This window comes from Amycolatopsis sp. lyj-109 (assembly GCF_046548995.1).
In the GTDB taxonomy this organism is placed as follows: Bacteria; Actinomycetota; Actinomycetes; order Mycobacteriales; family Pseudonocardiaceae; genus Amycolatopsis.
Genome location: NZ_JAJPWR010000021.1, coordinates 1 through 19,209, shown reverse-complemented (window position 1 = coordinate 19,209; position 19,209 = coordinate 1). Strand labels below are relative to the sequence as shown.

The 19,209-nt window shown below is 71.2% G+C and carries 21 protein-coding genes and 1 riboswitch; of the genes, 16 read left to right on the top strand and 5 right to left on the bottom strand.

From position 1 onward, the window contains the following. The first annotated feature begins 11 nt into the window (after nucleotides 1–11). On the top strand, nucleotides 12–1,706 hold the full coding sequence (locus ACLJQF_RS36310) for an AMP-binding protein (protein ID WP_410614797.1): 1,695 nt from the start codon (nucleotides 12–14) through the stop codon (nucleotides 1,704–1,706). Nucleotides 1,707–1,713: 7 nt separating this feature from the next. Here ACLJQF_RS36310 and ACLJQF_RS36305 read toward each other — a convergent pair whose 3' ends face one another. Both ACLJQF_RS36305 and ACLJQF_RS36300 read right to left on the bottom strand, forming a co-directional pair. Next, nucleotides 1,714–2,106: a hypothetical protein gene (locus ACLJQF_RS36305; protein WP_410614796.1), complete on the bottom strand. Its 393-nt coding sequence runs from the start codon at nucleotides 2,104–2,106 to the stop codon at nucleotides 1,714–1,716. Between the two features lie 34 nt (nucleotides 2,107–2,140). Then, nucleotides 2,141–2,644, bottom strand: coding sequence for a hypothetical protein (locus tag ACLJQF_RS36300; RefSeq protein WP_410614795.1), 504 nt, complete (start codon nucleotides 2,642–2,644; stop codon nucleotides 2,141–2,143). Between the two features lie 296 nt (nucleotides 2,645–2,940). Between ACLJQF_RS36300 and ACLJQF_RS36295 the strand changes: the two genes are divergently transcribed. The 8 genes from ACLJQF_RS36295 (at nucleotide 2,941) to trxA (ending at nucleotide 7,188) form a co-directional block, all read left to right on the top strand. Then, the gene (locus tag ACLJQF_RS36295) at nucleotides 2,941–3,150 is read left to right on the top strand and encodes a hypothetical protein (RefSeq protein ID WP_410614794.1); all 210 of its coding nucleotides are present in this window, start codon (nucleotides 2,941–2,943) and stop codon (nucleotides 3,148–3,150) included. A gap of 136 nt (nucleotides 3,151–3,286) precedes the next feature. Beyond that, entirely contained in the window at nucleotides 3,287–3,910 is a 624-nt protein-coding gene (locus tag ACLJQF_RS36290) for a CDP-alcohol phosphatidyltransferase family protein (RefSeq protein ID WP_410614793.1), read from the top strand. 93 nt (nucleotides 3,911–4,003) lie between these two features. Continuing rightward, nucleotides 4,004–4,390 carry a glycine cleavage system protein GcvH gene (gcvH, locus tag ACLJQF_RS36285; protein WP_086679382.1) on the top strand — a complete coding sequence of 129 codons (387 nt, stop codon included), beginning with the start codon at nucleotides 4,004–4,006 and terminating at the stop codon, nucleotides 4,388–4,390. Nucleotides 4,391–4,504: 114 nt separating this feature from the next. Beyond that, the gene (gene garA / locus ACLJQF_RS36280) at nucleotides 4,505–4,969 is read left to right on the top strand and encodes a glycogen accumulation regulator GarA (RefSeq protein WP_086844851.1); all 465 of its coding nucleotides are present in this window, start codon (nucleotides 4,505–4,507) and stop codon (nucleotides 4,967–4,969) included. Next, nucleotides 4,966–5,712, top strand: coding sequence for a MerR family transcriptional regulator (locus ACLJQF_RS36275; protein WP_410614792.1), 747 nt, complete (start codon nucleotides 4,966–4,968; stop codon nucleotides 5,710–5,712). The genes garA and ACLJQF_RS36275 overlap by 4 nt, the downstream gene beginning before the upstream one ends. A 216-nt stretch (nucleotides 5,713–5,928) precedes the next feature. Continuing rightward, a complete protein-coding gene (locus ACLJQF_RS36270; RefSeq protein WP_004559569.1) occupies nucleotides 5,929–6,402 on the top strand; it encodes a bifunctional nuclease family protein in 474 nt (157 codons plus the stop codon). A 42-nt stretch (nucleotides 6,403–6,444) separates the two neighbouring features. Beyond that, complete coding sequence (locus ACLJQF_RS36265) at nucleotides 6,445–6,840, top strand: MerR family transcriptional regulator (RefSeq protein ID WP_410614791.1); 396 nt, start codon at nucleotides 6,445–6,447, stop codon at nucleotides 6,838–6,840. 12 nt (nucleotides 6,841–6,852) lie between these two features. Further along, nucleotides 6,853–7,188: a thioredoxin gene (trxA, locus tag ACLJQF_RS36260; RefSeq protein WP_410614790.1), complete on the top strand. Its 336-nt coding sequence runs from the start codon at nucleotides 6,853–6,855 to the stop codon at nucleotides 7,186–7,188. Here the strand turns inward: trxA and ACLJQF_RS36255 are convergent. Next, nucleotides 7,169–7,801 carry a TetR/AcrR family transcriptional regulator gene (locus ACLJQF_RS36255; protein WP_410614789.1) on the bottom strand — a complete coding sequence of 211 codons (633 nt, stop codon included), beginning with the start codon at nucleotides 7,799–7,801 and terminating at the stop codon, nucleotides 7,169–7,171. The genes trxA and ACLJQF_RS36255 overlap by 20 nt on opposite strands. A gap of 281 nt (nucleotides 7,802–8,082) precedes the next feature. Between ACLJQF_RS36255 and ACLJQF_RS36250 the strand changes: the two genes are divergently transcribed. The 4 genes from ACLJQF_RS36250 (at nucleotide 8,083) to ACLJQF_RS36235 (ending at nucleotide 15,066) form a co-directional block, all read left to right on the top strand. Continuing rightward, on the top strand, nucleotides 8,083–8,661 hold the full coding sequence (locus tag ACLJQF_RS36250) for a MerR family transcriptional regulator (protein ID WP_020638353.1): 579 nt from the start codon (nucleotides 8,083–8,085) through the stop codon (nucleotides 8,659–8,661). A gap of 42 nt (nucleotides 8,662–8,703) precedes the next feature. Then, nucleotides 8,704–8,802: riboswitch (glycine riboswitch) on the top strand. A 172-nt stretch (nucleotides 8,803–8,974) separates the two neighbouring features. After that, nucleotides 8,975–11,860, top strand: coding sequence for an aminomethyl-transferring glycine dehydrogenase (gene gcvP, locus ACLJQF_RS36245; RefSeq protein ID WP_410614788.1), 2,886 nt, complete (start codon nucleotides 8,975–8,977; stop codon nucleotides 11,858–11,860). A gap of 99 nt (nucleotides 11,861–11,959) precedes the next feature. After that, nucleotides 11,960–12,895 carry an NAD-dependent epimerase/dehydratase family protein gene (locus ACLJQF_RS36240; RefSeq protein ID WP_410614787.1) on the top strand — a complete coding sequence of 312 codons (936 nt, stop codon included), beginning with the start codon at nucleotides 11,960–11,962 and terminating at the stop codon, nucleotides 12,893–12,895. Beyond that, nucleotides 12,892–15,066, top strand: a complete 2,175-nt coding sequence (locus ACLJQF_RS36235; RefSeq protein ID WP_410614786.1) for a glycosyltransferase — start codon at nucleotides 12,892–12,894, stop codon at nucleotides 15,064–15,066. The genes ACLJQF_RS36240 and ACLJQF_RS36235 overlap by 4 nt, the downstream gene beginning before the upstream one ends. On the opposite strand, the gene ACLJQF_RS36230 is transcribed toward ACLJQF_RS36235, so the two are convergent. Continuing rightward, a complete protein-coding gene (locus tag ACLJQF_RS36230) occupies nucleotides 14,996–15,493 on the bottom strand; it encodes a GtrA family protein (RefSeq protein ID WP_410614785.1) in 498 nt (165 codons plus the stop codon). The two genes, ACLJQF_RS36235 and ACLJQF_RS36230, sit on opposite strands and share 71 nt — an antisense overlap. A gap of 139 nt (nucleotides 15,494–15,632) precedes the next feature. Between ACLJQF_RS36230 and ACLJQF_RS36225 the strand changes: the two genes are divergently transcribed. Then, nucleotides 15,633–16,787 (top strand): NAD-dependent epimerase/dehydratase family protein, encoded by a 1,155-nt coding sequence (locus tag ACLJQF_RS36225; protein ID WP_410614784.1) that lies wholly within the window; start codon nucleotides 15,633–15,635, stop codon nucleotides 16,785–16,787. A 151-nt stretch (nucleotides 16,788–16,938) separates the two neighbouring features. Here ACLJQF_RS36225 and ACLJQF_RS36220 read toward each other — a convergent pair whose 3' ends face one another. Beyond that, nucleotides 16,939–17,298 carry a nuclear transport factor 2 family protein gene (locus ACLJQF_RS36220; protein WP_410614783.1) on the bottom strand — a complete coding sequence of 120 codons (360 nt, stop codon included), beginning with the start codon at nucleotides 17,296–17,298 and terminating at the stop codon, nucleotides 16,939–16,941. A 169-nt stretch (nucleotides 17,299–17,467) separates the two neighbouring features. Here ACLJQF_RS36220 and ACLJQF_RS36215 point away from each other — a divergent pair, with 169 nt between their 5' ends. Together ACLJQF_RS36215 and ACLJQF_RS36210 are read left to right on the top strand one after the other, a co-directional pair. Further along, entirely contained in the window at nucleotides 17,468–18,262 is a 795-nt protein-coding gene (locus ACLJQF_RS36215; RefSeq protein WP_410614917.1) for a helix-turn-helix domain-containing protein, read from the top strand. Between the two features lie 40 nt (nucleotides 18,263–18,302). Further along, entirely contained in the window at nucleotides 18,303–19,082 is a 780-nt protein-coding gene (locus ACLJQF_RS36210) for an aldo/keto reductase (RefSeq protein WP_410614782.1), read from the top strand. The last annotated feature ends 127 nt before the right edge of the window (nucleotides 19,083–19,209 follow it).

Here is a 19,209-nt window from a genome sequence, read left to right as displayed (position 1 = left end):
GAGGCAGCTGCGTGAGCGTCCACCACGCGTTCCGCGTCGCGCGGGACTACCTGCAGACCCACCGCGAGGACTACGACACGGCGTACCGCGATTTCGCCTGGCCGCAGTTCGACGAGTTCAACTGGGCGATCGACTGGTTCGACGTCGTCGCGCACGATCCGGACAACGCCGAGCGGTACGCGCTGTGGATCGTCGAAAAGGACGGCTCCGAGAACCGCTGGACCTACCCGGAGATGTCCGGCCGGTCCAACCAGGTGGCGAACTGGCTGCGCTCGCTCGGCGTCCGCCGCGGCGACCGGCTGATCCTCATGCTGGGCAACCAGGGCGAGCTGTGGGAGACGATCCTCGCCGCGATCAAGCTCGGCGCGGTGATCATCCCGGCGTCCACGCTGCTCGGGCCGGCCGACCTGACCGACCGCGTGGAGCGCGGCGCGGCCAGGCACGTCGTCGTCCGCTCGGCCGACGCGCCGAAGTTCGACGGCGTGGCGGGCGGGTACACCCGGATCGCGGTGGGGGAGCCGGTCGAGGGCTGGCTCTCGTACTCGGCCGCGTTCGCCGAGTCGCCGGAGTTCGCCCCGGACGGCCCGACGAAGGCCGGCGACCCGCTGCTGCTGTACTTCACCTCCGGCACGACGGCGAAGCCGAAGCTGGTCCAGCACACGCACGTCTCGTACCCGGTGGGCCACCTGTCGACGATGTACTGGATCGGGCTGGAACCCGGGGACGTCCACCTGAACATCTCCTCGCCGGGCTGGGCGAAGCACGCGTGGAGCAACTTCTTCGCCCCGTGGAACGCCGAGGCGACGGTGTTCCTCTACAACTACAGCCGGTTCGACGCCGGCGCGCTGATGGCCCAGATGGACCGGTGCGGGGTGACCAGCTTCTGCGCGCCGCCGACGGTGTGGCGGATGCTCATCCAGGCCGACCTGACGGCCCTGAAGACGCCGCCGAAGAAGGTCGTCGGGGCCGGGGAGCCGCTCAACCCCGAGGTGATCGACCAGGTCGGGAAGGCGTGGGGCGTCACCATCCGCGACGGCTTCGGCCAGACCGAAAGCAGCGTCCAGATCGCGAACACGCCGGGCCAGGAGGTCGTGCCCGGCTCGATGGGCCGTCCGCTGCCCGGCTTCGTGGTGGCGCTGGTCGACCCGGTCAGCGGCGAGCGCGCGCCGGAGGGCGAGATCTGCCTCGACCTGCAGCACCGCCCGGTGGGCCTGATGACCGGCTACGCCGACGACGACGAGCGCACGTCGGCGGCCTTCGCCGGCGGCTTCTACCACACGGGTGACGTCGGTTCGATCGACGAGCGCGGCTACATCACCTACGTCGGGCGCACCGACGACGTGTTCAAGGCGTCGGACTACCGGATCTCGCCGTTCGAGCTGGAGAGCGTCCTGATCGAGCACGAAGCCGTGGCGGAAGCGGCGGTCGTCCCGGCCCCCGACCCGATCCGGCTCGCGGTGCCCAAGGCGTACGTCGTGCTGGCGACGGGCTTCGCGCCGGACGCCGCGACCGCGCGGTCGATCCTGGCCTACTGCCGCGAGCACCTGGCGCCGTACAAGCGGATCCGGCGGCTGGAGTTCGCGGAGCTGCCGAAGACGATCTCGGGCAAGATCCGCCGCGTCGAGCTGCGGGGCCGCGAGAGCGACCCGGCGCGGGGCACGGGGACCGAGTACCGCGAGGAGGACTTCCCGGACCTCAAGTCCTGAGGCCCCCTCAGGCGCGGGTGCCCTCGACCTGGCGGCCGTCCTCGGTCGAGCACGCGGTCACCGGGTCGTTCGCGCCGCTGCCGCACGTCCACTCGTCGACGACCACCGGGCCGGGGCCGTCCGCGGAGGCGGCCTCGGCCGGGGTCAGCTTCGCGAAGTAATCCCGGAGCAGCTTCGTCGCCGCGGCGCAGTCGACCTTGCCGTGCGCGACGACGGTCGTCTTCGCGCCGCCCGTGCCGGTGACCTCGCCGCAGGGCACGCCGGGGGCCGTGGACCCGGCCGCCGCGGCCGCGGCGGGCACGGGAGCGGACGACGGCGCGGCGGGCGCCGGGTCGCCGCCGCAGCCGGCCAGGACGGCGGCCGCGGCGACGAGCAGCAGGGGGTACGCGAGTGTCTTCATGGGCCCTTCAGGAGCGCGGGAGAACGGAACGGACTCACTCGGACGGCACGACGGCGGCGAAGACCGTCTGCTCGCCCTTGGTGCAGGTGGTGCCGCCCTGGGCGGCGGGCGGCCCGGAGGTGCACAGCCAGCCGTCGACGGTCTCGTTCACCGCGTCGTTCGAGCCGGCGCCCTGGCGGCCGGTGATCTTGCGGTGGAAGTCGCCGACCAGCTTCGTCGCCGCGACGCAGCTGATCCCGGCGGCGCCGCTGTCGAAGACGTAGAGGGTCAGCCCACTGGCGGCGGCGACGGTGCCGCACGCCCCGGGTACCGACGGCGGCGGCCCGGACGGCCGGGTCACCGGGGGTGCCGCGGACTCGCTCCCGCCGGGGGCCGGTGCCGGCGGCGGAGTGCCGGCCGGCGTCGGCACTGACTCCGCGGTGGTGGCGGACGGCGGGGCCGGGGGAGCCTGTGCGGCGGGGTCGCCGGAGCAGGCGGCGAGCAGGGGCAGGGCGAGGCAGGCCACGAGCCACGTCCTCGTGGTGGTCGGGTGGGGCACCGCGTTCCTTCCTCCCCGGCTGCCGGCCGGTCGTCCTGGTCGCCGCGAGCGACGCGCCCACGGGTGTGCCGGAGATTACAACAGCGGCCCGGCGGCCCGGTCCGGTGGCCACCGGAATTATGTCCACAATGGACGATTAACATTCCGTTCACGCTCCGAAACCTTCCGCTGTCATCAAGAATCGATCGGTCTAATTCGCGCCGCGACGGTTAACAAACCGGCCCCGCGCACCGAAGATCTTGGTGGAAGCCGACGAGCTTCCCGTCCCCGTCACCCGTCCCGAATCCGTGAGAGCGATGAACGCCGACGCTGTGAGCACCGAAGACCCCTCCAGTCCGCCGACCGTCCCGAGCACCGTGGTCTGGTGCGGTGGCCGCCCGTACGTCCTCGAGGGACGAGCCGGCCGGGCCCGCTGGATGGGCACCGACTACCGCGGCCGCCCCGAGGCGCTGAGCAGCGCCGAACTGCAGCGACGCGGGTGGAGCCACCGGCGCCGCGCCAGCTGACCGGCCCGGCAGTGGCAGCGGCAGCGGCAGCGGCAGGAGCGTCTTGAATGACTCATTCAGGACCTCAGGCGTCTTGAATGAGTCATTCAAGACGCTTGCCCGGTGGTCCGGCCCCGAGCCGCTGTTTAATGGCCCCGTGAGCACAGCCGCCCCCGAACCCGCCGCTCAGGCAGGCCCCGCCGCCGAGCCGTCGCTGCTGCGGCAGGCCCTCAACGTCCCCAACATCCTCTCCCTGCTGCGGCTGGCCGGGGTCCCCGTCTTCCTCTGGCTGCTGCTCGGCCCGGAAGAAGACGGCTGGGCGCTGGCGCTGCTCGTCTTCAGCGCCCTGACCGACTGGCTCGACGGCAAGCTCGCCCGCTGGCTCAACCAGATGTCGCGGCTCGGCCAGCTGCTCGACCCCGCCGCCGACCGGCTCTACATTCTCGCCACCCTCGTCGCCTTCCTCGTCCGCGACATCATCCCGTGGTGGGTCGTCGTCCCGCTCGTCCTGCGGGAGGCCGTGCTCGGCGTCTGCGTCCTCACCCTGCGCCGGCGCGGCTTCGCGCCGCCCGAGGTCACCTACCTCGGGAAGGGGGCGACCTTCGTCCTGATGTACGCCTTCCCGTTCCTGCTGCTCGCGCAGGGTGGCTCGGACGTCGCCGCGTTCGCTCGGCCGGTCGGGTACGCCTTCACCATCTGGGGCGGCGTCCTCTACGTCTGGTCCGGGGTGCTCTACGTCGTGCAGGCGCGCAACGCGCTGCGAGGCACTCCCGCAGAGTGAGCTTCCGCCGGGTCGTGGCGGGCGGCTGGGCCGTGTGGGTGTAAGACTTCGCCCAACACTTTTCGCCAGTGAGGGTATGAAAGGGGACCGGCGGTGTCCGCTCCTGAAGAGCTTCGCTACACCGAGGAACACGAGTGGGTCGCCACCCGCGGCGAGGACACCCTCGTGCGCATCGGCATCACCGAGTACGCGCAGGACCAGCTCGGCGACGTCGTCTTCGTCGACCTGCCCGAGGTCGGCAGGCAGGTCAGCGCCGGGGACGTCTTCGGCGAGGTCGAGTCGACCAAGAGCGTCTCCGAGCTGTTCGCGCCCGTCGACGGGGAGGTCGTCGCGGTCAACGACGCCGTCGCCGATTCGCCGGAGCTGATCAACAGCGACCCCTACGGCGAGGGCTGGCTGATCGAGATCCGGCTCGACGACCCGGCGGGCCTGGAAGCCCTGCTCGAAGCCGAGGCGTACGACGCCCTGACCAAGGGCTGAAGCCCGCTCCGCCGGTTCGGGGAGCCGGGGCTCGGAGAATCGATCAGGCACGGTACGTTGGCAGCTACACGTTCTTGAGTACTGGCAACACAGCATGTGTGGAGGAGAGCTCAGGTGAGCACGAACGACGGGCCCGGCGGCGTTCCCCCGGAGCAGTCTCCGGAGCGGACCTCTGTCTTCCGGGCCGACTTCCTGGCCGAAGCCGAAGGCCGCGAGCCCGCCCCGGAAGCCCCGGTCCAGGGTGTCGACGCCCTGCCCGCGGGTTCGGCGCTGCTGGTCGTGAAGCGCGGCCCCAACGCGGGTTCGCGGTTCCTGCTCGACCGCGACACCACCAGCGCCGGGCGGCACCCGGACAGCGACATCTTCCTCGACGACGTCACGGTCTCCCGCCGGCACGCCGAATTCCGGCGTGAGGGCGGCGAGTTCGTCGTCATCGACGTCGGCAGCCTCAACGGCACCTACGTCAACCGCGAGCCGGTCGACCAGGCGGTGCTCGCCGGCGGCGACGAGGTGCAGATCGGGAAGTTCCGCCTGGTCTTCCTGACCGGCCCGGGGCACGGGGGCCAGGGGGCGCAGTGACGGCGGCCGGGCGGCCACAGAACCACGGACTGAGCATCGGGGCGGTACTCGCGCAGCTGCGCGGCGACTTCCCCGATGTCACCATCTCCAAGATCCGGTTCCTCGAAGCGGAAGGCCTGGTGCAGCCGGGCCGGACGCCTTCGGGGTACCGGCAGTTCGCCGCGGCGGACGTGGAGCGACTGAGGTTCGTCCTGGCCGCCCAGCGGGATCACTACCTCCCGTTGAAGGTCATCAAGGAGCAGCTGGACGCGGCGGACTCGGGGGCCGGGCCCGTCGCGGACCTGCCCCGCCCGCCGCGCCGGCTGGTGCCCATCGATGTGACGGCGGAGAACGTCGGCTTGCCCGTGGCGGAAGATTTCGCCGCGGGCAAAGAGCTGCGCCTGACCCAGGAGGAACTCCTGGAGCAGGCCGGTCTCGACGCGTCGGCACTGGCCGAACTGCAGCAGTACGGCCTGGTCCGGCCCGGTCCCGCCGGGTTCTTCGACCCGGACGCGGTGCTGGTGGCGCGGACGGTCAAGGCGATGACCGAATTCGGGATCGAACCGAGACACCTGCGTGCTTTCCGCGCCGCGGCCGACCGTGAGGTCGGGCTGCTGGAGCAGATCGTGACGCCGGTGTACCGGCATCGCGACCCGGAGGCCAAGTCCCGGGCCGACGAGGTGGTGCGGGAGCTCGCGGCACTGTCCGTGACCCTGCACACGCTGCTCGTGAAGGCGGGAATCCGCGGCGTCGCGGGATGTTGATCGATAACGGGGCAGTGAGATCCTCTTTGCGGTCCCATGTCAATGACTGAATGTTCGGCACCGCATGCCGTACCGTGAAGGCACGGGTTTGCGGCACGCGAACCGAGAGTGTCCGGACAGCGAGCACAGCGCACGGATGACGGGTAGCGTCGGGAGTATGGGCGTGAAGCCGGTTCAGCGCTGCGGCCCGTGTGCACGAGAGGGAGGCGAAGCCCGATGAGCGAAATGCGCGTCGTCGGTGTGCGGGTCGAGCTGCCCGCGAATCAGCCGATCTTGTTGCTGCGGGAAACCGAGGGTGAACGGTACCTGCCGATCTGGATCGGCTCGGTCGAAGCCACCGCCATCGCCTTGGAGCAGCAGGGTGTCCGCCCCGCCCGCCCGCTCACGCATGACCTGCTGAAAGAGGTCATCGGAGCGCTCGGCCGGGAGCTGGAGCAGGTCGTCATCACCGACCTGAAGGAGGGCACGTTCTTCGCGGAGCTCGTGTTCGACGGCGACATCCGGGTGTCCGCCCGGCCGAGCGACTCGGTGGCGCTCGCCCTGCGGATCGGCGTCCCGATCCACGCCGTGGATTCGGTGCTGGAGGAAGCCGGCCTGATCATCCCGGACGAGCAGGAGGACGAGGTCGAGAAGTTCCGCGAGTTCCTCGACTCCGTGTCGCCCGAAGACTTCCGCGGAGCAGACACCTGATTCCTTGCCTTGACGCGGACGTCAACGTCTAGCGTCGACAGCATGCGGATCGGAGAACTTGCGCAGCGCACGGGTGTCACCACCCGTGCGCTGCGGTTTTACGAGGACCAGGGCCTTCTGACGGCCCGGCGTTCGGCGAACGGCTACCGCGAGTACGACGAGGACGACCTCCAGCTGGTCCGGGAAATCCAGACCCTGCAGACAGTCGGCCTGACCCTCGACGAGACCCGGCCCTTCGTCGACTGCCTGCGCAGCGGCCACGAGACCGGCGACTCCTGTGCGAGTTCGATCGAGGTCTACCGGCGCAAGCTCGAAGAAGCCGACGCGCTCCTCGCGCGGCTGGGCGGAATCCGCGGCGAACTGGCCGGGAAACTCGCCGCCGCCCTCGCCCGGCAGGCGCCCGATCCGTGTGTCGTGCCCGAATCCCCGCGCTCGTGAAGGAGCCCTGTCATGTCCGAAGTTGCTGACGTCACCGATGCGACCTTCGCCGAGGTCCTCGGCAGCGACGTCCCCGTGCTCGTCGAGTTCTGGGCCACCTGGTGCGGCCCGTGCCGGATGGTCGGCCCGGTGCTCGCGCAGCTGGCCGCCGAGCGGGACGGCGAGCTCGCCGTCCGCAAGATCAACGCCGACGAGAACCCCGAGACCACCCGCTCCTACCAGGTCATGTCGCTGCCGACGATGATCCTCTTCTCGGGTGGCGAGCCGGTCGAGACGATCGTCGGCGCGTTCCCGAAGGCCCGCATCGAAGACCGGCTCGACCGGGCGCTCAAGGCGCCGTCGCTTTGACGAAGGTGTCCGCGACCTCGCGCCCGTACCGCTCCAGGTCAAGCGCGGGGTCGGCCGCGTAGGCCGCGGCCACGCCGTCGATGGCCTGCGCGACGGACATCGCCATCACCTCGGGGGTGAACTCGCCGAACGCGCCCTCGGCCTGGCCCTGCTTCAGCTGGCGGGCCAGGCCGTGCACGCGCATGTCGTCGACCAGCACCTTCGTCATCACCCAGCCGTCGGCGTCGTCGGCGTTGGCCGCGAGCTCGGTCAGCGTCCGGACGCACTCGGGGTAGGCGCGCAGGAACGCCACCGACGTTTCGATGTGCGCCCGCAGGTAGCCGGGCCGGTCGGCCGGGTCGAGGCCGCCGCCGGTGCGCTCGGCGAGGAACTCGTTCTTCGTCTCGACGACCGTGCTGAGCACGGCCTGCATCAGGCCGGCCTTGTTCGTGAAGTGGTACGAGATCAGCCGGGTGCTGCTGAGCCCGGCGCGCTCCTTGATCTTGGCGAAGGTGGTCCGGCGGTAGCCGAGGTCGGCCAGGACGCCGATGGTCGCGCCGATGATCTGCGCCCGGCGCGCGGCCTCGGTGACGCTGAGGCCCATCTCGGCCATGAGGTCGGTGTTTACTTGCATGAGTAAAAATTTACCTGGCTGAGTAAAAACTGTCCAGTGGGTTTGGCCGGCCACGAGCGGGGGTACGGCGAACGGCTCAAAGGCTCAGCCGAGCGTCGAGGCTTGCCGCGCGTCGCGTTGACCGGCACTGTCCGGGCGCTTACCGTCGAAGAAGAGAAATTGCCACGGTGTGATTAACGGTCTGGGGCCGGGCCGTGGCGGTTGATCTCCGGCGGGTCCCGCTCCTGGGGCTCCTCCGGCTGTCATTCGCCGGCCGCCTGGTCGGGCGAGGGGAGGCTTGCGTGGTCGAGGCTGGTTCCGAGAAGCAGCCTGTCGAGGTCGCGACTGGTGAGCAGGGGGAACTGTTCCCCGACGACTCGCTGCCCGACGAGCTGGTGGGCTACCGGGGTCCGGCGGCGTGCCAGATCGCCGGCATCACCTACCGGCAGCTCGACTACTGGGCCCGGACCAAACTGGTCGCGCCCAGCATCCGCACCGCGCACGGCTCCGGCTCGCAGCGGCTGTACTCGTTCAAGGACATCCTGGTCCTCAAGGTCGTCAAGCGGCTCCTGGACACCGGGGTCTCGCTCCAGAACATCCGGGTCGCCGTCGACCACCTGCGTCTCCGCGGCGTCCGCGACCTGGCCCGGGTGACGCTGTTCTCCGACGGCACCACGGTCTACGAGTGCACGTCGCCGGAGGAGATCGTCGACCTGCTCCAGGGCGGTCAGGGCGTGTTCGGCATCGCCGTCAGCGGCGCGATGCAGGAAATCAGCGGCACGATCCACGAGTTCCAGGCCGAACGCGCGGACGGCGGCATCGTCGAGACGCACGAACCGGACGAACTCACCCAGCGCCGCAACGCCCGCAAGACCGGGTGATCATCGCTGCGGCGGACGGAGTAAGGTTCTCCTCGCGGTCGACGAATCCGCGCGGGAGAGTCCGAGTCACACCTTGAGCTCGGCGCCGAAGGAGCAAGTCCTCCCCGGAACCTCTCAGGCACCCTGGACCGCGCGGACGAGACGCCTCTGGAAAGCGGGTCGTCAGGACACAGCCTGATGGCCCCGCCGACGGTGCAAGCCCGGCAAACTGCGGGCGAAACTCTCAGGCGCCTCCTTCGGGAGGTACGGACAGAGTGGGGAGGACCCGGACATCGCCGTCCCGGTCCACCCCCGCTGTCCCCAGGAGACCATCGTGGATCCGTCACTCGCCTCCCTGGAACAGGGCATTCCCTTCGTCGACCGGCACATCGGGCCCGGTCCGGACGACCTCCGGCGCATCCTCGACGTCATCGGTGTCGCCTCCCTCGACGAACTCGCCGAGCGGGCCGTGCCGGGGTCGCTGCGGGAGTCCGCCCGGCCGCTCGAACTGCCGCCCGCCGCCTCCGAAGCGCAGGCCCTCGCCGAACTCCGCGAGCTGGCCGCCCGGAACCGGCCGACCGCCGCCATGATCGGGCTCGGCTACCACGACACCGTCACCCCGCCCGTCATCCGGCGCACCGTGCTCGAGAACCCGGCCTGGTACACCGCCTACACGCCCTACCAGCCCGAGATCTCCCAAGGGCGGCTCGAAGCGCTGCTCAACTTCCAGACCATGGTCGCGGACCTGACCGGGCTTCCCGTCGCCAACGCCTCCCTGCTCGACGAGGCCACCGCGGCCGCCGAGGCGATGACCCTGGTGCGCCGGGCCGGAAGGACGAAGTCGCACCGGTTCGTCGTCGACCAGGACACCCTGCCGCAGACCCTCGCCGTGCTGCGGACCCGGGCCGAGCCGCTCGGTATCGAGGTCGTCGTCGAGGACCTTTCGCAAGGATTGACCGGGCTCGGGCTGGGCGGGGACTTCTTCGGCGTGCTCCTGTCCTACCCGGGCGCGTCCGGCGCGGTCCGGGAGCTCGACCTCACCATCAGCGAGGCCAAGAAGCACGGTGCGGCCGTGATCGTCGCCGCCGACCCCCTCGCCCTCACCCTGCTCCGGCCGCCGGGCGAGCTCGGCGCCGACGTCGCCATCGGGTCGACGCAGCGGTTCGGCGTCCCACTCGGCTTCGGCGGGCCGCACGCCGCCTACCTGGCGGTGCGCCAGGGCCTGGAACGGCAGCTGCCCGGTCGGCTGGTCGGCGTCTCGAAGGACGCCGACGGCACCCCCGCGTACCGGCTCGCCCTGCAGACGCGCGAACAGCACATCCGCCGCGAGAAGGCGACGTCCAACATCTGCACCGCGCAGGTCCTCCTGGCCGTGATGGCGTCGATGTACGCGGTCTACCACGGGCCCGAGGGGCTGCGCTCGATCGCGCTGCGGGCGCACCGGATGGCCACCGTGCTGGCCGCAGGCCTCGCCGAGGGCGGCGTCGAGGTCGTGCACGGCGAGTTCTTCGACACGGTCGTCGCGGCCGTGCCCGGCCGGGCGGACACGGTCGTCGCTGTGGCGCGTGACCTCGGCATCTCGCTGCGCCGGATCGACGACGACCACGTCGGCATCGCCTGCGACGAGACCACCACCCGCGAGCGGCTTTCCTGCGTGTGGAAGGCGTTCGGCGTTTCGGTGTCCGATGTGGATGGTCTGGACGCGGACACCGCGGACGCCCTCCCGGCGCCGCTGCGGCGCACGAGCGGATACCTCACGCACCCGGTGTTCCACGCGCACCGCTCGGAAACCGCGATGCTGCGCTACCTGCGGCGGCTGGCCGACTCCGACGTCGCCCTCGACCGGAGCATGATACCGCTGGGCTCGTGCACCATGAAGCTCAACGCCACCGCCGAAATGGAGCCGGTCACCTGGCCGGAGTTCGCCGGCCTGCACCCGTTCGCGCCGGCCGAAGACGCCGCCGGGCTCCTGGACGTGGCCGCCGACCTGAGCGCGTGGCTCGCCCGGATCACCGGCTACGACGCGGTTTCCCTGCAGCCCAACGCCGGCAGCCAGGGCGAGTTCGCGGGCCTGCTCGCCATCCGCGCCTACCACCGCTCCCGGGGCGAGGCCGCGCGTGACGTCTGCCTGATCCCGGCCAGCGCGCACGGCACGAACGCGGCCAGCGCGGTGATGGCGGGCATGCGGGTGGTCGTCGTCCGCTGCGACGACGAGGGCAACATCGATCTCGCCCACCTGCAGTCCACAGTGGACGAGCACCGCGCCGACCTGGCCGCCATCATGCTGACGTACCCGTCGACGCACGGGGTCTACGAGGACACCGTCGGCGAGGTCTGCGCGGCGGTGCACGACGCGGGCGGACAGGTGTACGTCGACGGCGCCAACCTGAACGCGCTGATCGGCGTCGCCCAGTACGGCCGCTTCGGCGCCGACGTCTCGCACCTCAACCTGCACAAGACGTTCTGCATCCCGCACGGCGGGGGCGGCCCCGGCGTCGGCCCGATCGGGGTCCGCGCACACCTGGCGCCGTTCCTGCCGAACCACCCGCTGCAACCGGCGGCCGGCCCGGCCACCGGCGTCGGCCCGGTCAGCGCGGCGCCGTGGGGGAGCGCGTCGATCCTCCCGATTTCGTGGGCCTACGTCCGGATGATGGGGGCCGAGGGCCTCCGCCGGGCGACGCTCGTCGCGGTCGCCAACGCCAACTACGTCGCCCGCCGCCTCGACGGCCACTACCCGGTGCTCTACGCCGGCCGCGAAGGCCTCGTCGCGCACGAATGCATCCTCGACCTCCGGCCGCTGACGAAGGCCACCGGCGTCACGGTCGACGACGTCGCGAAACGGCTGGCGGACTACGGCCTGCACGCGCCGACGATGTCGTTCCCGGTCGCCGGCACGCTGATGGTGGAGCCGACGGAAAGCGAAGACCTCGCCGAACTCGACCGCTTCTGCGCGGCGATGATCGCGATCCGCGCGGAAATCGACCGCGTCGCGGCGGGGGAGTGGCCCGTCGAGGACTCGCCGCTGCGGCAGGCACCGCACACCGCCCGCTGCGTCGCCGGCGAGTGGAACCGGCCCTACAGCCGCGAGACGGCGGTGTTCCCCGCCGGTACGGGCGCGCCCAAGATCTGGCCGCCCGTCCGCCGGATCGACGGCGCCGCGGGCGACCGGAACCTGGTCTGCTCCTGCCCGCCCCCGGAGGCGTTCGGCGAAAGTTCGTGAAGGCCACCTTCAGGAACTTGAAGTTCCTCAAGGTGGCCTTCACGAACTTGCCACCCGGCGCACTGCGGGCTCACAGGAACGCCGGGTAGGTTGACGCGCATGGCGAGTGCGCACGGTCCCGTCCGGACGTCCGTGGTCGTGACCGGCGGCAGCGGCTTCATCGGCCGGGCCGTCGTGCGCGCCCTTCGCGAGCGGGGCGTGCCGGTCACCGCCGTCGACCGGGTTCCCTTTCCCGAAGACGCGGACGGCGTCCGCGTGGTCACCGGGAACCTGCGCGACGCGGCCGTCCGCGAGGAAGCCGTGACCCGCGAGACGGCGGCGATCGTGCACCTCGCCGGGCTGACGTCGGTGCTGAAGTCGGTCGAGCTGCCCGAGGACACCTTCGCCGACAACGTCCTGGTCACCCAGGAACTCCTCGAACTGGCGCGCCGCCACGAGGTGCCGAAGTTCCTGCTCGCCTCGACCAACGCGGTGATCGGCAACGTCGGCGGCGCCACCATCACCCCGGACCTGCCGCTGCGCCCGCTGACGCCGTACGGGGCCACCAAGGCGGCGTGCGAAATGCTGCTGTCGGGCTACGCCGGCGCGTACGGCATGACGACGTGTGCGTTGCGGTTCACCAATGTCTACGGCCCGGGAATGTCCCACAAGGACAGTTTCGTGCCGCGGATGATGCGGGCCGCGCTGACCGGCGGCGGGGTCAAGGTCTACGGCGACGGCCGCCAGCGCCGCGATCTCGTGCACGTCGACGACGTCGTGCGGGCGGTGTTGTCGGCCCTCGACAGCGGCTACTCCGGCCGGGCGATCGTCGGCGCCGGGCGCTCGGTGTCCGTGCTGGAGATGGTCGAAGCCGTGCGCGAGGTGACCGGCGCCGAGCTGCGGGTCGAGCACGTCGAGGCCCCGGCCGGGGAGATGCCCGCGGTCGTCGTCGACGTCTCGGCGAGCGCGGAGACCATCGGCTACCGGCCGGAGGTCTCGCTGACCGACGGCCTCGCCACGGCGTGGAAGTACTTCTCCGGCCTCGAGAACCAGTGAAGGTCTTTCTCAAGCGCCACTGGCTGCTCCTCCTGCTCCTCGTCCCGGCGATCACCCTCCGGGTGCTGACCTGGCTGGCCTACCGGCCCGCGCTGCTGTTCATCGATTCCTTCCGGTACATCGACAACCTGCACGCCCTGCGCGCCGACCAGCTCGACCCGATCGGCTACGACCTCGTCCTGCGGCCCCTGCTGGCCGTCGGCGGGCTCGCCTGGGTCGCCGCGGTCCAGCACGCCGGCGGGGTGCTGATCGCGATCGGCGTCTACGCGCTGGTCCTGCGCCTCGGGGGCCGTCCGTGGGTCGGCGCGCTCGCCGCGGCCCCGGTGCTGCTCGACGCCTACCAGCTGCAGATCGAGCAGAACATCATGTCCGAGGTGACGTTCGAGGCCGTCCTCCTCGGACTCCTCTGGCTGCTGCTCGGCTGGGGCACGCCGGGCTGGAAGCGGGCCGGCGCGGCGGGCCTGCTGCTCGGCTTCGGCGTGCTGACCCGGCTGATCGGGATCTCGCTCGCCCTCCCGCTGCTGGTCTTCCTCGTCGTCGCCGGGGGAGCGTGGCGGCAGTGGGCGGGCTGGCGCCGGGCCGGCGTCGGGCTGCTGGGCCTGCTCGCCGTGCTCGTGCCGTATGCGGCGCGGGTGCACGCGGAGACCGGCAAGTGGGGCCTGTCCGGACCGTCCGGGAACATGCTCTACGGCCGCACCGCCGCCGTCGCCGACTGCGCGAAGCTCCACCTCGACCCGGTGCTGCAGGTCTTCTGCCCGGCCGAACCCCGCGAAACCCGGCTCGTCGACAACTACACCCACGCCGACCTCGACCCGAACTGGCCCGGCCCGCTGCCCCCGGGCGCGGACAAGGCCGCCCTGGCCCACCAGTTCGCCGTCGACGTCCTGAAGGAGCAGCCGGGCGACGTCGCCGGCGCGATCCTGGACGACTTCGCCAAGAGCTTCGCCTGGACCCGCGAGCAGGACCCCACCGACGTCCCCCTGGACCGGTGGCAGTTCCAGCCGACCTACCCGCAGTGGGCCGACCAGTCCCTGATCGACCTGGTCACGCAGCAGAACGACGGCGTCGTCGCGAGCGTCGACCGGCCCCTCGCCAAGATCCTGCGCGACTACCAGCTCGGCGGCGGGTACGTCCCGGGCGCGGTCCTCGGCATCGGCGCGCTCCTCGGCCTCCTGACGGTGTTCCGGCGCAAGAAACCCCTGGACCGCGCCCAGGCGGGAGCGCTGCTCGCGACGTCCGGCGGACTCCTCCTGCTGTTCGCCTCGGCGGTGTTCCAGTTTTCGTGGCGCTACCAGCTTCCGGCGCTCGTGCTGCTGCCGGTCGCCGGAGCGCTGGGCTTCACCACGCTGACGTCGGCGAGCCGGAAGCGGCTCGGCGCCTTCCCCGACGACGTCGACTCCGGCGCCCTCGACGACTTCCGCGGCCGGCACCCCGGGCTCGGACTGGCGCCGCTGACCGTCGTCATCGCCGCCTACAACGAAGCCGGTGGCATCGGCGAGGTCCTGGAGAAGATGCCGGACGAGTGCCTCGGCATGCCGGTGGACGTCCTCGTCGTCGTCGACGGCGGGACCGACGACACGGCCGCGATCGCCGAGGCGCACGGCGCGTACGTGTGTGTCGCGCCGCGCAACCGCGGCCAGGGTGCGGCGCTGCGGCTGGGCTACCACCTCGCGGCGGAAGGCGGCGCCGACTACGTCGTGACGACCGACGCCGACGGCCAATACGACAACAGCGAGCTGGAGGCGCTCGTTCGCCCGGTCGTCGACGGCACGGCGGACTTCGTCACCGGGTCGCGGCGGCTCGGGCACGAGGAGGCCGACAGCCGCGTCCGGTGGCTCGGCGTGCGGGTGTTCGCGGCGCTGGCGTCGGTGCTCACGGCCCGGCGGATCACCGACACGTCGTTCGGCTTCCGCGCGATGCGGGCGGAGCTGGCCTGCGCGGTCCCGCTGCGCGAGCCGCAGTACCAGTCGTCGGAGCTGCTGCTCGGCAGCACCGCCCGCGGCGCCCGCGTCACCGAGCTGCCGATGAGCATGCGGCTGCGCAAGGCGGGCAAGAGCAAGAAGGGCGGCAGCCTCGTCTACGGCGCCAACTACGCCCGGGTCATGACCGGGACGTGGTGGCGGGGGTACGTGCTGCGCCGCGGCCGAACACGAACCGGTCGAGCAGCGTGAACTTGACGACGAACATCAGCGCGTAGCTGCCGACGTACGCGCCGTCGACGAGCACGACCCACCAGAAGTGCGGCAGGCCCAGGGGCGTCAGCAGCGAGCCCGCGAGGGTCGTCAGGCCGATCGAGGCCAGCCCGCCGAGCCCGATCACCGCGAGGTAGGGCAGCAGTTCGCGCCGGACCCGCGGCCGCCCGGTGCGGCCCCACACCCAGCGCCGCGTGACCAGGAAGTTCAACACCGCACCGGCCGCCCAGGCCAGCGTGCTCGCCAGGGCCGCGGCGCCGCCGGTGGCCAGCACGGCGAGCAGCACGACCTGGCTGAGGACCGTGGCGGCGACGGACGTCGTCGCGGCGCGCGCCAGCCGGGCCCAGCCGCGGCGGCGGGTCTTCTCCGCCGTGCGGGGCCGCACGCTGTTGGTTACGGTCGTCATGTCCCCATCCTCCCCGCGGGCCGGTCGCGCCGCCGTCCGACCCCCTCACACATAGGAGATTCACAGGTCATTGCCAGGTCCTCATCAGCACGCGATCTATAGCGTTCGGGTGGCGTAAACGAGCAGGAAAGGCGGCACAATGCGGGTGCTGGTTCTCGGCGGTGACGGATATCTGGGCTGGCCGACCGCGCTGCACTTATCGGACAAAGGCCACGAGGTGGCCGTTCTCGACAATTTCGCGCGGCGCGGGTACGACGCCGAACTCGGTGTCGAAAGCCTGGTCCCGATCGAATCCCTCGCCGGCCGCATCGCCGCCTGGCACGAGGTTTCCGGCCGCACGATCACCAGCTACGAAGGCGACCTCCTCGACGCGGAGTTCCTGTTCGAAGCGGTGCGTGACTTCGCGCCGGATGCCGTCGTCCACTACGCCGAGCAACGGTCGGCGCCGTATTCCATGATCGACCGCGAACACGCGGTGTACACGCAGCACAACAATGTGGTCGGGACGCTGAACCTGCTCTACACGATCGCGGAGATCAATCCCGCGATCCACCTGGTCAAACTCGGCACGATGGGCGAATACGGCACGCCGAACATCGACATCGAAGAAGGCTGGCTGGAACTCGAGCACAACGGGCGCCGCGATCGCGTGTTGTTCCCGAAACGGCCGGGTTCTTTCTACCACCTCACCAAGGTGCACGATTCCCACAACATCGAATTCACCTGCCGCGCGTGGGGCCTGCGCGCGACGGACCTCAACCAGGGCGTGGTGTACGGCCAGCAGACCCCGCAGACGGCGCTGGACCCGAAGCTGGCGACCCGCTTCGACTACGACGCCGTGTTCGGCACGGTGCTCAACCGGTTCGTCATCCAGGCCGTGCTGGGCCAGCCGCTGACGGTGTACGGCAAGGGCACGCAGACCCGCGGGCTGATCGACATCCGCGACACCGTGGAATGCATCCGCCTGGCCGTCGAGCACCCGGCGTCGCCCGGCGAGTTCCGGGTGTTCAACCAGATGACGGAGAGCATGCCGGTGGCCGGGATCGCCGAGCTGGTGGCCGACCGCTTCCCGGGGCCGGTGCAGATCGAGCAGCTGGAGAACCCGCGCACCGAAGCACCGGAGCACTACTACAACGTGAAGCACACCGGGCTGGTCGGGCTGGGCCTGGAGCCACACCTGCTGTCGGACACGCTGATCGAGTCGATGTTCGACATCGTGGGCGCCAACAAGCACCGGGTGAACCCGGAGAAGCTGCGCCCGACCGTCCGCTGGCGGGGCGCGCTGAAAGCCTGAAGCGCACCGTGCGGGCTCCCGCGCCCGGGATGCGCCCCAAGGCGGCCTTGGTTGCGTCTGACGCAACCAAGGCGGCCTTCGGTGCGTCTGACGCACCGAAGGCCGCCTTGGGGCGCTCGGGGTCTGGAGTCCGGGAGCCCGCACGGGCTGGTCAGCCGGGCAGCTTGTCGAGAAAGCCGTGCACCCGGGCGATCTTCCCGTCTTCGAACTCGACGACGTCGAACCCGATGGCGACCGGCTCGGCACCGGGAGCGCCGAGGTACCACCGGAAGCGGGCGAGGTCGTGGTGCGCGTCGGGTTCGGCGGGCAGGCTGAAGGTGAGCCCGCCGAACTGCTGCTGCGCCCCGGCGACGAACCGGTCGATCCCGTCGTGCCCGCTGACGGCGCCGAGGGGGTCGGTGTAACCGGCGTCCGCGGTGAAGACGTCGGCGACGAGGGCGCGCCGCTTGTCGCCGTCGGTCTCGTTCCAGACGGCGATGTACTGCTCGACGATGGTTCGGGCGTCGGTCATGGGTGGTTCCTTTCGTTGGGGGACAACGGTTTCCGCCGTCCCGGCGCTGGAACCCACTCTGGCGGTGCGGCGGCGGCGCGTCGATTACGCGAGAGGTAATGCGGAGCCATTACCCCCGAAGTAATGGCAGCGGCTCCGTGATCGCCGTAGCGTCGCTCGCGTGACGACCATGATGCAGGCGCGGCAGCGGCCCGTCGGGGAGCTGCTGCGCGAATGGCGGGACCGGCGCCGGATCAGCCAGCTCGATCTGGCGATCTCGGCGGACATCTCCACCCGCCACCTGAGCTTCGTGGAAACCGGGCGCTCCAAGCCGAGCCGGGACATGGTGCTGCGCCTCGGCGAGCACCTCGACGTCCCGCTGCGGGAACGCAACCGGCTGCTGCTCGCCGCCGGGTACGCGCCCGCCTTCACCGAGACCGCGCTGAAGGACCCCGGGATGGACGCCGTCCGGCGGGCCGTGCGGCAGCTGCTCACCGGGCACGAGCCGTACCCGGCCGCCGTCGTCGATCGGAACTGGGACCTCGTCGACGCCAACGCCGCCGTCGGTCTCTTCGTCGCCGGGATCCCGCCCGAGCTGACCACCAACGTCCTGCGCGCGACCCTGCACCCCGACGGCATGGCGCCGCACGTGCTCAACCTGGGGGAGTGGCGGGCCCACCTGCTCGGGCGGCTGCGGCGCCAGGTGACCCAGACCGCGGACGCCGGCCTGGCCGAGCTCCTGGACGAACTGCGCGGCTACCCGTGCGACCAGCCCGTGCCCGAGGTGGAAGTCCCCGGACCGGGTGACATCTTCGTGCCGCTGAAGTTCCGCCACGACGGCACCGACCTCACGTTCTTCAGCGCGGTGGCCACGTTCGGCACCCCGCTGGACGTCACCGTGGCGGAACTGGTGATCGAGTCGTTCTTCCCGGCCGACCCGGCGACGGCGGCGTATCTGCGCGAGCGGGCCGTCCGGGTGGGATGATGGGGATCCGCGCAGCATCCGAAGTGAGGATCACCGGTTGATGGCCGTCCCGCCTTCGCTCGCCCTGTCCGTCGGAGTCCGCATCCCCCAGCTGCTGTTCGGCGTCGCCGGTCTGTCCCCGGCCGAAACCGGCCGCGCCGTCCGCATCGCCCTCGACACCGGATACCGCGGCATCGACGCCACGCCGGGCAGCGAGACGGCGGTGGGCGCGGCGCTCGTCACGGCCGAGGTGCCGCGCGAGGACCTCTTCGTCAGCGTCCACGTGCCCGCCCAGGGCTACGACATCGCCCGCCGGGCCGCCGACCAGGTACTGGCGGCGCTGCAGCTGGAGCGGGCCGACCTGTGCCTGCTGGACGGCACCCAAGGCGCCTTCACCGACACCTGGCGCGTGCTGAGCCGGCTGCGCGCCGAAGGGCGGGCCCACGCGATCGGCGTCGCCGGCTTCGGCGCCTCCGAGCTGCGCCGGCTGATCGACGCGACCGGCTCGGTGCCCGCGGTGAACCAGGTCGAGCTGCACCCCTGGCTGCAGCAGGTGCCGCTGCGCGAGTTCCACGCCGAGCGCGGCATCGTCACGGCCGCCGCCAGCCCGGCCGCGAACGCGGCGCTGCTGTCCGACGAGACGATCACCGCGCTCGCCGCCAAGTACGGCAAGACCCCGGCCCAGATCGTGCTCCGGTGGCACCTGCAGAACGGCACGGTCGCGGTGGCGGCCTCGGCCACCACGACCCGGATCCGCGAGAACTTCGGGATCTTCGACTTCGAGCTGGCCGACGACGACCTCGCCGTGGTGGCCGAGCTCGACAACGGCACCCGGGTCTAGCGTCTTGAATGACTCATTCAGTTGTCGGTGTCCCTGGCGGGACGTCCGTGCTGGGGTGAAAATCGTGTCTGGTCGCTTGCGTGACGTCGTGTGTCCTTGGCGCTGGGTCGAGGCCGTCATTCAGTCT